General features: G+C 57.2%; 4 protein-coding genes. All 4 read right to left on the bottom strand.

Going from position 1 to position 13,847, the window contains the following annotated elements; all coding sequences use genetic code 11:
- Positions 1-360: 360 nt before the first annotated feature.
- Positions 361-6,462, bottom strand: coding sequence for a phosphodiester glycosidase family protein (locus C4S74_RS05965; protein WP_103994439.1), 6,102 nt, complete (start codon positions 6,460-6,462; stop codon positions 361-363).
- Between the two features lie 430 nt (positions 6,463-6,892).
- Entirely contained in the window at positions 6,893-8,224 is a 1,332-nt protein-coding gene (locus C4S74_RS05960; RefSeq protein WP_103994438.1) for an erythromycin esterase family protein, read from the bottom strand.
- A gap of 349 nt (positions 8,225-8,573) precedes the next feature.
- The gene (locus C4S74_RS05955; RefSeq protein ID WP_103994437.1) at positions 8,574-11,399 is read right to left on the bottom strand and encodes a beta-galactosidase; all 2,826 of its coding nucleotides are present in this window, start codon (positions 11,397-11,399) and stop codon (positions 8,574-8,576) included.
- 119 nt (positions 11,400-11,518) lie between these two features.
- Positions 11,519-13,846, bottom strand: coding sequence for an alginate lyase family protein (locus C4S74_RS05950; RefSeq protein ID WP_103994436.1), 2,328 nt, complete (start codon positions 13,844-13,846; stop codon positions 11,519-11,521).
- Position 13,847 lies beyond the last annotated feature (1 nt).

Below are 13,847 nucleotides of genomic sequence, written 5' to 3'. Positions count from 1 at the left end.
TAGAAAGTTTCCGTGTTTTTGCGGCAAAATAAAGCCTGCCTCGTCGTCAAAAGACGCCGGGCAGGCTGCTAAAACAAAACCTTGTTTCTTGGGGTACTGTCCTCCCCGGTCCTTCCCTCCGGCACCCCCCGGAATTCGGAACAGGAGAAGCTTCCGCTAAATCCGCAGCGCCATGGCCGCTTCTCCCGTTATCTCCGTTCCGTACCTTATAAAATTCCCAGAGGCAGGGTGGATTCCCTGTGTTACCTGTGTTACCTGTGTTATCTGTGTTATCTGTGTTCCCCGTGTTCCCTGTGTTCCCTGTTACTTCCGTGTTCCCCGTGTTGCTCGTGCGTGTTAACCGTTACCCGCCTTTCCGCGTTAACGGATGGCGCCTTCCAGTTTATTCAGCAGGTTGGCGATCACCTGCGCGCTTTCGGCGCGCGTGGCGGAGCCTTCAGGCACGAATCCGTCGGCCGTGCGCCCGTTCACCAGCCCCAGGCGCGAGGCGGCACCGACAGCTTCCCTCACCCATCCGGGGGAAGCTTTCACGTCGGCGAAACGGACGGAATCGTCACCGGTTGCCTTCGCCCCCGACGCGGATTCGTAAGCCCGCACGATCATCGCCGCCATTTCCTGGCGCTTGATGACCGCTTCCGGCGCGAATTTGCCGGCGCCGACGCCGCTTACGAGTTCGGCCTTGGAAGCTGCGGCAACGGCCCCCGCGTACCAATCCTCTCCGGACACGTCGGAGAAGTCCGGAATTCCCTCCGCCGGGAGATTCAGCAGACGGACGAGCATGGCCGTAAACTCGGCCCGCGTCACTTCCCGCTCGGGAGCAAACGTATTGCCGGTCATTCCGTCAATCAGGTGCCGGGCCGTCAGCTCCGTGATAACCCCGGCAGCCCAGTGGTCTGCGGGCACATCGGCATAGGCCTTGCCGTATTCCAGCACGGCGTACGTGCTGAAATGGCTCACATCGGCCGAGAGCTTGCCCAGACGCCAAGTACCGCCGACGTACTTCAGGGCGCCGCTGCCGGCGATATGGTATATGCCCGCAAGCGCTGCGTTCACGTTCGCTCCGACCGGCAGCTCAATCGTGACCGGCTTCGCAAACGTCGTCAGCTCGCTAGTCTTGCCGTCCTTCGTCGTGACGGTCAGATGCAGCTCCAGCACGTCGCTTCCCGCCGCAAGCCGTGCGCCGGAAGCAGCCGATGCGCTGCCGAGAAGCCTGCGGGCTTCTTCGCCGGAGAGCCGGACTGCGCTCAGCTTCAGCGTGCTGCCCTCCCGCTCGGCGGCAGGGACCAGCTCGCCCAGCTCGCGCAGGACGGCTGCGGGAAGCGTCACCGCCACGTTGCCCGCTTGGACGCGGACGGCGGCGCCGTCCAGCAGCGCGCCGGCATTCCCCGGCAGCGTCAGCTCTTCAAACGGCGCGGACGTCACGAACGTGACCGCGCCTTGGGCTTTCATCGCCGCCAGCTCTGCTGCGGTGGCGGCAAGCTTCCCGGCGGAGCCGGGCTGCGGCTTCACGGGCGGCCCTACCGGCGGCACGGTCGGACTTCCTCCGCCGCTTCCGCCGCCGGAGCCTCCTCCGCTGCCTCCGTCACTGCCACCGCTGCCGGAAGCTTTCACCGTCAGCTCGTACTGCGCGGTGAACCCGCCATAGACGGCGGAGAGGACGGTCGTCCCTTCCGTCAAGGCCTTCACCGCACCATGCGGATCGATCTGCGCCACGGCCGGCCGGCTGCTGCTGTAAGTCACGCCGTCCAGCAGATCGAACCGGCTGTTGTCCGTGTATACCGCCCGGGTTACCGTCTGATCGGTTTCCCCGGCTTTAAGCGAACCCTTGCCGGACAGCTCAATGGAGGCGAGCTGTCCCGACGGAAGCCGGTCCACCGTCACGGTCGTGTCTCCGTACACATCCGGTGCCGTGCCGCTCGTCGCCCGGATCACCGCCGTACCGAGACCGGCCGCTTTCACCAAACCATCGGCCGTAACGGTTACAGCGCCCGCCGGACTCGAGCTGTATACTTCCCACGTCACGCTCTTGTCCGTCGCCTCATCGGGTTTCACGGCGGCGGTAAGCTTGACACTTTCCCCCACGGCCAGCTTAAGATGCTGCTGTTCAATTTCCACGGATGCCGGAGGCACCGATTTTTTATTCAGGATGAATTCGTCCACGATCCGGCCTCCGACTGTCTTCGTCACGAATTTCAGCTCGTCGCCGTTAATCTCGACGGAAGCATACATTTGCGTCTGCTCTTCGTCGATCACCCGCTGCCAGTCCCGTTTGGTGACCGGATAAAATTTCGGACCGCTGGAACCGGCAACCACATAGGTCGTTCCCTGTCCGTCCGCCACGATTTTGTTATTTTTCATAGGGAAAGTTCTCAAATAAATATGATCATGCCCGTTCAGCACGAGATCCACCTTGTTTTCTTCAAGGACAGGAGCCCATAAATTCCGGATTTCGGCGGTATCGTAGATACTTCCGTACGGACCCCGGTGGAAAATGGCCACCTTCCACTTCTTGTTCGTCTTGGCCAGATCCCGCTTCAGCCATTCTTTCTGCTCTTCGTACTGGTATTCGCTGTTCAGAACCACAAAGTGAACGTCCTTGTAGTCATAAGAAAAGCTGCTGCCCTTCAAGCTGTCCAGTCCGGTGCCCGGCTGGTTGAAGTGTGCCAGGAAATCGCTGTTTTCTCTCGTTCCCATCACTTCATGGTTGCCGATCGTACCCACCAGCGTCGTATTCAAAAACGCTTCCTGGGCCGCCCCGAACCACATGTTCCACTCTTTTTCGTTAAAGCCTTTGTCGACCATATCCCCGGCATGAACCATGAATTCCGCATCGGGGTTGTCGGCGACGGCCTTTTTCACCGTATTGCCCCATAGATTAAAGCCGGCCTGATCGCCTGCCTGGGAATCCGCAAAATACAGGAACTTCGTAGGGCCGCCCGCCGACTCGGCCGTCTTGAATGTCCCCTGCTTGCTCGTATGGCCTTTACCGTCTCCTACGCGGTATACGTAAGAGGTTCCCGGCTCCAGACCGTCCGCGACCGCTTTATGAATGCGGATCGTTCCGATATCCAGCGTGCTGTACAGGCTGCTGTCTCCCGTAATCCGTTTGACACCGCCGCCCTGAAAATCGGTAAACTCCGACTGCTTGACGAGTTCGACCACAGTCGGTTCGGTTCCGGGATTCGTATGCCAGATAAACGCACGGGACGCGGCCGGATCGGCGCCCATGTTCACGGCGATGTTATAAGGCGTCTCGCTCCCGCCGAGAGGAGACACGGCAAAGACGGAAACCGCGCTGTAGGAATTCCCTTTCGCCGCCTGGAGCTTGTAGCTTTTGACGGCGGCCGTCAGCGATCCGGTCCGCAGCTTGCCTTGAGCGTCCGTCGTACCAACGGAGGAACCGTCCGCGAGCACCGCAACGCCTTCGACAGCGGCTCCGCGCTCGTCTTTCACGACGAACTCCGTCTCGTACCCCTGCACGTGGCCGTATTCGTTCCATTGCAGCTTCAGCTGATTCTTGATCTCCGAAGAGAGAGGCAGGCCGAAGAAGGAAAAGCTCGTATCCCCCGTATTCGCAAACGAAACGGAGCCGGATTTAAAGGCGATGGGATTCGTTCCGGCCGCATCCTTGCGGATATCGTACTGAATTTGGCCGATGATATCCCGATCCGTCAGGGAAGCTGCCTGGAGCTCTTTCATCTTCAGGCTTACGAGACCCGATGTGCCGTCAATGTCCGCCGTCAGCTGCGTATCGTTCAGCTTCGGACCGCGGACAAGCCGGATGTTTTCCACCTTTGCGGGATCGAATGCAAAATCGATGCGCCCGTTTTTGATGCTTGCGGTTTTGATTCCTTTGACATCAATGGAGTACGTGCTGCCCGCATACACGTCTTTTGGCGTGTCGTACACGATTTTGGCAGAGCCCGTGTCTACGTTAAACGTCCATTCTTTGGTCGTCTGGTTGCCCGACAGGTCGCGGACCGACACCTTCGCCTGGTGAATTCCGTCCGCCAAAGGCGTACCCGGCGTGTAATAGATCCGGCCTTCCGGCGGATACAGGGTATGCTGGACCAAAGCTCCGTCGAGATAGAACCGGATTTTGTCCGGATCGATCAGAGTTGTGCCGGGATGCTTGGCGGGATCGTAGCCGTAGTCTTCCCCGTACACTTTGATCGTCGGCAGGTTCGTTTTAATCGTTTCGCCTTCGGCCGGCGAGAAATTTTTCAGGACAGGCGGGTCCATATCGTCCTTCGCAGGCCCGTAAAGTGCCCGGATCTGATCGACGTAGATCGCTCCGGCGTCCTTCTTGGCCGAAGAGGTTTCCATATAGCGGACCGGCATATCCATCGTCAGCGGCAGGGTTCTTCCTTTGGGCACAACGGCCTCCAGGTACTTCCACCCTTTGAAATCGACTCCTACCGTCTGGTCGACAAAATCAAGCGCCACGGCTCCTTTGCCGTCGCGCATCTGCGCGCGAAGCCAGTGCTTGTTGCCGTCTCCGTATACCCACATGCTGATTTTCTCGGGGTATCCCGGAATCTGGATCGGCTGGGCACCGGATTTTACTTGCAGATAGGCACCCGAAGTTCCCGGCATCCCGGTAAAATCGTAGGCCAGCTTCAGCGAATTTTTGCCGAAACGTACGAACTCCTCATCCGTTTCGATGCTCACGTTGGTGCTCTTGAACTGAGCGCCCGCACTCGGATTGTAGCGGTCCAGCCCGTTCTCGAAATCTTCCAGAATAACGGGAGGAACACCTATATGCACATCCAGCGATGTTTCTACATTCTTGTATGCGGCGTAAATCTTCCCGGTTTTCTCCGTTTCGGCCGTGGCGGTGAACACCCCAGCAGCGTCAATCGAACCGATCGGCCCCTCGGTCCGCCACTGAATGCGGCTGTTATCCGCCTGAACGACCTGTCCGTCCCGCAGGGCGGTTATTTTCAGCGTTTCCGAGCTGCCGGACGAGAACGTCTTGACGGCATCGGTAAATTTAAGCTCGGTCAAATCTTCCACCACTTCCACCTTCCCGGTTCCCGTCAGCCCGCCCGAGGCGGCGGTGATGACAGCTTCGCCCGCCTTGCCGCCGGCCGTAAACGTACCGTCCGGGGCGAACGTTCCGACTGCCGGATCGATGCTCCACTGCGGAGTCCCGTTAAAAGACGCCGGATGCAGATTGGCATCCACGGCAGCCGCTTTGAACGCAGCCGTCGAGCCGGTCAGCACACGCTCCGTCTGCGGCTGGACGACAAGTTTGTCCGCAGCGCCTTCCGGCGCTTTGTTGACAAGCAGGAGGCCGTTGGCGGTTTTGCGTTCTCCTCCGTCGGAAGGCGTGTTCAAAATTTTCCGCGTTGTCTCGCCGGGCATCCGCGCCACGAACGTCGAAGACCCGCCGCCGTCCAGATTCATCGCATTGACGGCGCCCAGGTCCTTCATCAGCCGGCCCAGCTCCGTCAAGTCCACGCCTTCGCTGAAGCCCGGCTGACGGCCGTCGATTTCCAGCAGGATGACGGAGCCGTCCGCTTTCGTCCCGACGGCCGTTCTCGGATGCGCCGCCGGGTCGCTGTGGGGCTGGGCGGCTCCGTTCTTGACGAGCAGCCCCGAGCCGCCGATCGCTACCCGGACGTCCTTCCATTCGCCTTCCAGCTCAAAGCTGGCGGTGACGTCATCCCCGGGTTTCAAAGAAGCCAGCGTATCGCGGAACTTGCCCGAGGCCGATAAAACCACCTGATTTTGGGCGAGCGGGGCGTTTCCTTTATTTTTATGAACTTCGGACACTTTCATTGTTAGGGTCTGGCCGCTTTTCACGGCTCCGCCGGTCACATCGAGCACAACCTCATCTCCGAGGTCGTTGGTCATCGTCGACGTATGAAACTCGGGTGTGTAAAGAACGAGCGACTCCGTTCCCCTCAGCCGGTTGATTTCCGTCAAGGAGCTGCTCTGCCCGCCAATCATAAGAGTCCGGATCAGCTTCGGGCTCAGCCCGTACAGGCTCGTACCGTCGGCTTTTAAGCCGAAGGCGTCTCGACCCTCAGGCGGGCTCGTTAAAATTTCCCCGTCGCCCATGAACAGACCAAGGGGAATCCCCGTGGACATATCGTAAAAATCCCCGTTAACGGCCGCAATGACCCGGTTGCCCGCACGGTCCGCATCGGCGGCCATCTGGCTGACGCCCTGCATGCCGTACACCTTGCCTCCGGTTTTGCCAGCCTGCAGCTCCAAAGCCGCGTTTTTGGGATCGAACTCCACAAAATGGAGCTTTTCCGGCCCCCGGTCGAGATTCATATTCATCCATTGATACGTGGCGCCGGGCCCGATTTCCACCGCCCGCTTGTCCACGATTTGTCCTGCCGAAGCTGTCGTCCCGGGCACCGCCGCCAATCCCTGTCCTGCCGGCAGCAGGATGGAACACAGCATCATTCCGCTGAGAAAAGATGCCAGTCTCCGTCTGTTTTTCGCCATTGTCGTCACATACCTCCCAAGCTGGTTCAAAGTTTGTCGTCATTTCCGCATTCCGGCTGTTAAGCAGTGGGCCGTGTCAGGAAAGTATACGTTCGCCTTGTAAACTCCACCCCCTATCTTTATAAAGATTTTATGAACCGGGCGGTCTTTCATTCATGATTTAGAAAGGTCTCCACCTTTTTCTATTATCAGGGAAAGAAAGCGCTTTTTGAAGTATTATTTTATTATTTAATTTAAATATGGCAAAAAATTTTGTTAACTTCCTCTTTTTAAGCATAGAAAAAGGCACCGAAACCGTCCTCGCGGAACAATTTCGACGCCTTCCCTTTATTGCTTCCAGAAAAATTTCTTCGCGTTTTCCGCCTGCTTAAAAGGGGCCCGCCCACACTACCATCCCTGCTACACTTCATTGAGCCATATCATCACAAATTTATTGATGCAGTTGAGACGGAGTCACTTTTTGAATTTGAACAAGTATATCAAACGTTTTGCCTAATGGTATATCGACCGTTTTTGGTATCTCCGGGCCTTCCATAGTTACTCCGGCGAATATTGGACGTTGTTCGTTTAACCAAGTTTTTGTCACTTCGTTTGCCTTACGTAAATCGATAAAAAACTGATCTTTTTTGACTTGTCCAAGGACGTAGTTATAACTGTTCGGATCATCTGACTTTAATGTTCCATCGGGGCCGAATTCACCGTTACTGTTGTATACATTATATCGTCCTTCATAAACAGATGTTCCGATAGATACATACCGTTCTCCATAGTATTCCGCCAGATGCTCCCCCGCTACTTTAGGGTATACAAAAGGAATCATATTTGTTTTCGAAACATGTCCATTATGTCCCCATACAATAGTTTTTCCTAAATGTTCCTCCGTCCACTTCGCATTTTCATACATGGCAATATCATGTTTCAAATAAAAATCCGACGGATTATCGGGAGGCGACGCCAACATGGCAGTAAACTGTTCAATAATACGGGCATTTTGTTTTACCCATGCGAACTCTTCGGATTTTCCATTCAGATAACTTTTGTTTTCTTCTAATAATGCACTGATCTGTTTCGCATCTGATACATACTTTTCTTTATCTTTTTGCGTGAGGCTGCTAAAGGTATCCATATCCTTTGTTACAGGAACAAGGCCTTTTAACTTCTCTTCTACTCTGGGCACAAGATCTGAATGGTTTCTTTTTATATATTCCAGTATTTTGTTATAAACATTCTCGTTTACTGACTGAATATCCATCCCGATGATACGCACTTTGGATTTGTGTTTCGGATCAGCATTGTAGTCCCGAATCCAGCTAAGCAGATTTAATATTTCTTTCGTTTTAAATACGGGTGAAAGATGCTCGCTCGGGTTTCCCTCGCCAGTAAGAACATATCGATCCAGTTCCAAAGCTCTGTCCCATCCCTCTTCTAAAACCAAGTTGGTAAAGCCCTTTTCAGATACTAAATAATTAACTATGCGGTGTTTCATCGTAAAAACTTCGCGAGCTCCATGCGTAGCTTCACCTAAACCGACAATTGAAGCCGATCCTACCATATCGTTAAGTGGTTTTAAATCATCGAAGGATGCGGTCGAATCCGTTGTTTTTATAGGCTTTGCTTGCGCTTCGAACCATTGCGCTATCTGATTTGTAGGGTTGGAAGCCGTAACAGAAACTTCTGTTTTCGGATCCGCATGACCACATCCCACTAAATTAGTCAGAATTATAGCAGAAGCACCAAATACCATAATCATTTTCTTTCTCATAAAAACCTCCTGAAAACCTTATTTATTAGTTTTTGACATGCTCCAAGGACTTTCGTTTAAACTATTCATTCTCTTGTTCCTATTAAGATAAATTTATTCTAGTTCCTAAAACTCACTTATTTCTTACTCGGTTCTTACGAAATCCTTAATTCACTCCTGCCAGTAGAAAATCAAATAACCTTCCATCCAAAAGGAGGCAGGTTATCGGGTTATTCATTCCGCAAACTCAATGCTCAAGTCATTTTTCAAACGGTTAATTTTATAAAAAAAACGTCATCCTTTCTAAGTAAATTAGAAAGAATAACGTTTTTGGGGTACTTATTCGGGTATCTGGGGGTATTAAAATCTCTTAAGTTGATGTCCCGCTTACCAGCTCCAGTCTGACGCCCTCAGGATGGCAGCCCTCTTCGTCGTACAGGAGGACTTCGTTGCGCTTCTTCAGCAGACTGACCGGAATCTTGTAGGATTCCTGGGGTCCGATCTGCCAGTAGCGGCCCAGGCAAAATCCGTTGACCCACAAAATCCCTTTGCTGAGCCCGTCGAGCGTGATCTTCAGCTTGGCTCCGTCCGGCGTACCGGTCTCAACCGTATCGTCGGCGCCGCCCGTGTGCTTCAAATCGGTGCCGCCGCTTTCTTCCTCCCATTCGAACGAAGCTTTGAACCAGCGGGGAAGCTTGTCCCGGCCCGGGACCGTTTCCACTGACGGCATCTCCGCCGCGTTCGGTCCCGTCTCCGGCTTCGTCTCCAGCGGGGACCAGTCCGTCACACCGGCCGGATCAGCCGCGCCGGACGTCACCCAGCCCGAGATTTGCGATGCGGAGGCATACAAGTAGAGCTTCATTTTGGGAATGTGAGTTATCCCCTGGGCATCGAACTCCAGTTCATTGCTGCCTTCCCGGAGCAGACTTCCGATGTCCGCCACCCCGTACGGAGCCTCGACGCGGTTCCAAGCCGTCTCGTTATAGAGCTGGGGAACGACCTGCCGCCCGTTTACGCGCAGTCTGGACAATCCGTACCCGACGATGACGCCGCTGTCGAACGGCCCGCCGGTGTGCAGCGTCCGGTACAGGCCAATCCGTCCTTCGATTTCCGGCAGAGCACGCAGCGAATGGACGCGTCCGGCGCCGTCAACCTGCCAGCCTTCCGTCAAATCGGCGGTAACTCCGTCCAGGCTCGGCATTGCACTGAGCCCTTTCGGCTCGGCAAGCGTCTGGGTAAAGTTGTAGCGGCCCATATTCTGCACGAGAATCCGCAGCCGGTTGCTTCCCTGCCGAAGCGGAATATCCAGCGCCGCAGCTCCGATCTCGGTCGTCTGCCCGGCGTACCGGCCGTTTACGTAGACCCTGGCCGGGTCCTCGATGCGCGGCAGCGTGAGCGTACGAACGGCTTCCTCTGCGGAGTCAACCTCCGCCTCGTACGCCAGGTACCCGCTGAACCGGCCGAAGGACGTAAAGTCGAGCGGAGCTTCGGCTTCGCGTGAATCCCCCTTCGCGGCATCCTGCTCGCCGGCCTGCTGCCAGTCCGTCAGAAGGGGAGCCGTACCCCGGGCCGCCGGGACAGAGGCCGCTTCCGTTTCGACGGCCGCGCGGTTCGTCACGGTAATGCGGGCGAGTTCCGTCCCGCCGTGCCGGACCGTAATCGTCTGCGGGCGTTTCCCGTGGAACAGCGTAAAGACGAGGCGGCCTTCTTCATCCGTGTGGACGCGCTGCGGCAGCGGGCAGTCCGCTTCCAGTCCGCGGAGTCCGCCCGCGGATAGAACGAGCGCGGACTGCTGGCCCGCTTCGTGGTACACGGTGCCTCTGCCGCGGTCGAAGCCGGTCGTAAAGCCGGTCATCGCCTCCAGGGTGACCGGCACGCCGGACCCGATGCTTCCGATGTCCACGCCGCATACGACCGGCAGGATGGCTCCCGCTTCCACCGTGTAAGGGAGCGGGGAGATCGGCTTCGCGGCCTGGGCCTGGCCGGAAACGGAGGCCGCAGTTTCTTGCCTTCCGTTCTCCCGCAATGCCTCCGCTTGCAAGGAATCGGTGTCTTCCTGAGGAGGACATTCGATGCCGAACTTTTGCAGATCGAGCATCCCGTTCAAACGCTCCGTATCGTCGTTGTGAATAAAGAGAATCGTGCCCTGCGGGCCGGATTTCTTTTTGGCGGCCGAATGTTTGCCCAGCGGAATAAAGGCTGTGCTGTCGGCATTTTCAGTGAGAAGAGGCTCCATCCAGCGCACGAAATCATGGACAAGCTTCAGCGCTTTGTATTTGGCGGTGGGCCTCAAATATTCGTCGAGCGCCGCGTCGTAATCGTAGGAGGTCGTCATAAACGTGTGCTCCCCGATCGTCCTGCCGCCCCAATGCCCGAAATTCGTGCCGCCGAAAAACATGTAATAGTTAATCGCCGTAAATCCTTCGCGGATCAGCTCGTATGTCTTGCGTTCCACCTGGGAAGCCGTTTTCTGATCGGCCCGCGGCCCGCCCCACTGCTCGAACCAGCCGATCCAGAACTCCAGAACTCCTTTGGGCTGGCCGGCGAAACGCTCCTCCAGCGTGCGGGCGTGCTCTTCGGCATGGGACCAGAAATTGCGGAATTCAACCGCTCCGTCCACAGCCCCGTAGCAGGTAACCAAAGGAACGTCGATTCCCCGTTCTTTCAGCCCGTCCCGCAAATATTCCATATACGCTTTATCCGGCTTGCCGAGCGCCTGGAACTCGTTTTCCACCTGAACCATAATAACGGTGCCCGATTTCGAAAAAAGACGGGGCAGAACGATCGGTACGAGGCGGTCCCAATACAGGTCCACGTACCGCAGGAATTCCCGGTTGAGCGTCCGGTACTGCATACCCGGCTTCCGTTCCAGCCAGTAAGGCAGTCCTCCCATATCCCACTCCGCGCAAATATACGGTCCCGGACGCACGATGACGTAAAGACCGCGCTCGGCGCACAAGTCCAGGAACGCTCCCAGATCCTTGTCGCCGCTGAAGTCCCACCGGCCTTCCTCTTCTTCGTGCCAGTTCCAGGGGACATAAGTTTCGATGCAGTTGCAGCCGGCCTCCTTGGACTTGTCGAGCACTTCGGCCCACTCCGCTCTAGGCAGGCGGAAATAATGAACGGCGGCGGATAAAATAAACAGCCGTTTGCCGTCGATGATCCAGCTGTTGCGGTCGTATTGTACACGGGTCATGCGCCTGTAACCTCCTTAATGAAAATGTCTCCTGCCAGGAGACATTTTCAAATCATAATATAGATTTATTCTTCTTTCAGATCTTATTGAAGGCAGAAAATTCCGCCATATTGTTTACGCTACCTTACGTTGAATGTTTCGACGCTTTCCGGCGTTTTTTTAAGCATCACGACTTCACCGAACACCTGAATCCCTTCCACGATATAGGACATAATGCTCGTCGAAGGCGTCTGGTGGCAGATCACGACAAGGTGCTGCTCTCCCGAGCTCTTCCAGGTCAGACGGCAGGCTTCGGCGGCGGAATCGGGCACTTTGGCCCCGTTGTAGGTAAAAACGTCCACCTGCTCCACTTCCGGAACCTCCGTCTCTCCGGGACGAACCGGATAAAGCACCTGGAGCATGGAAGAGGAGCCTGCCGAGCCGCAGGAGAAGGTTACCGCCGGAGCCGGCGTCATCTCGTTGTAGCGGTAGGACACGTAGGCATCCTCCGCCCGTACGAACAGCGGTCCCCGTCCGGCAGCACCTGTGTCCGCCGGAGCCGCTCCCTCGCCGGGAGTGGGCACGGGGAGGGAGGCCGGTCCGGACCCGTCCGTCACGGGGTGCGGCGATGCGGCGGAGGCAGGGCCCGTGTGCGGGGGCTCGCCGTCTCCGCCTGTCCCCGGCTCCGTACCCGCCAGAAGAGGCGTCCGCGTAACCGGGAGCACATGCAGGCCCGCAGTTCCGTCCTCCGTCGTAAAGAGGACTCCCCGCTCCCCGATACGCACTTCTCCGGGCGCAAAGTGAAACCGCTGCTCGAAACGGTGCGCGTCTTTGCAGCGGAAGCTGTCGGCCAGCAGCCAGTAGCCCGGCTTGACGAAGATCAGCCGCCGCTTGGGAATGACGGGATCGGCCAGATGCAGGTAGCCGTCGTGGCTGCCTTCCGCATAGTCGGCCGCCGGCCCCGACGACCACCGCGTTCCCAGCGGAGCGGCAATACGACCGTAGTCCCACGTGTCGAGGTACTCCGTGAATTCTTTGCCGTCCACCAGTGTCGTGTTGTGGGCGGCTCCCTGCTTGAAATACCGGCGGAACTCATCTCCGCCGGAGTACGTGTAGCGGCCGGGGTCCATCAGCAAATCCCGGCCGTACGCGCAAAGGTCGACATGCAGCAGATCCGCATGGCCGTGACCGCCGCCCATCGGCCCGCAGTTCATGCTGGCGAAAAGGGCGTCCGGCTCCCAGCCCGAACGCATGACAAACTGCCCGGCTTCCTCAAACGCGCGGGAAGCCGCTTCCGGCCGTACCGGCGTCAAGCGCTCGTATGCTTCCGCTTTGGACAGGCCGTACAGCCATAGATTCGCCAAGTCCACGCGGTCATGACCGGCGTATTTCAGCTCCCCGTCGCCGAACTGGATCGCGCCTGCAGTCAAAGCGTCGCGCATGTCGTTGTCGTCGCTGTCGCCTTTCATCAGCTGCCTGCCGCCCGGCTTCACGGAATACAGATTCGCCTCTGCCATGCGTCTCACGGCCGATATCCACTCGGGATACAAGCTGATGCCGTTATTTTCAGCGAGGTGCAGCACGTGCATATATTGGAAGAAAACTTCGTTATGGTAGAGCGGAGACTGCTCCCAGTGCATGCCGTCCCGGCCGATCTGGAGGGCGGCCGTCTGCCGCAGCCGGTCAGCGCTCATTTCCAGCCAGAACGCCGCGTTGCGGAATTCGGGCATGAATACGCCTAGCGCGAAGAGGCCCGCGTTCTCAAGCACGCCCCAGTTGCTGAGGCGTCTCCATGGATCGAAAGCTCCGGCAATATACTCGCCGTGCTCATGCAGCGAGACCAGCATCCGGCCGAACAGCTCCGCCGTAAATCCCGGATAATCCCGGAAACACTCGTACGCCCGGATCCAGTTGATGCAGCGGAGTCCCGCCTCGATCGTCCGCCACGCCAGAGTGGCGGACGCCTCCGCGGAATCGGCGGGTACGGGATTGCGGCGCAGCCAGTCGTCCAGCTGCATACAGAACGCTTCCGCATATTTGCTCTCCCCGGTGACCAGGTATGCCTGTCCCAGATCGACCCAGTACGCATGCCGGTTCAGCATGTATGCCCACTCCACATCGCCTGCGGGCACATGCTGCCAGTTGATGCCCTCCGCGAAGGTGACCGGAACGCAGGTCGGCTCCATGTCCCATTCCCCGCGGAAGAGGAACGTTTTTGCGGCGACGCGTTCGGCCGAAGCCATTACTTCGCGCATGTCTTCCCCGTAATGACGGCGGACATGGTCCACAAGCCGTTCCCGTTCTTCCTTGCGGATAAACAGCACCGGAGAGGTGCGCGTTTCGTAATGCTTTTTCAGCGTCTCGTCGGCTTCGTCCCGTCCCGCTCCGTCCCGCTCCAGCAGCGCGGCAGCGGCGGCAATTTCCTGCCGTCCTGCATTCAATCCCTCAAATGTCCGGCCGTTGTTCATC

It is taken from the genome of Paenibacillus sp. UNC499MF, assembly GCF_900107975.1.
GTDB lineage: Bacteria > Bacillota > Bacilli > Paenibacillales > NBRC-103111 > Paenibacillus_F.
The sequence above is the reverse complement of the archived record's forward strand: the minus strand, read 5'-3'. Positions and strand labels throughout refer to the sequence as shown.

Excerpts from the sequence above, each read along its gene's own strand:
- C4S74_RS05965 (WP_103994439.1), bottom strand. The coding sequence starts at position 6,462 with ATGGCGAAAAACAGACGGAGACTGGCATCTTTTCTCAGCGGAATGATG.
- C4S74_RS05960 (WP_103994438.1), bottom strand. The coding sequence starts at position 8,224 with ATGAGAAAGAAAATGATTATGGTATTTGGTGCTTCTGCTATAATTCTG.
- C4S74_RS05955 (WP_103994437.1), bottom strand. The coding sequence starts at position 11,399 with ATGACCCGTGTACAATACGACCGCAACAGCTGGATCATCGACGGCAAA.
- C4S74_RS05950 (WP_103994436.1), bottom strand. The coding sequence starts at position 13,846 with ATGAACAACGGCCGGACATTTGAGGGATTGAATGCAGGACGGCAGGAA.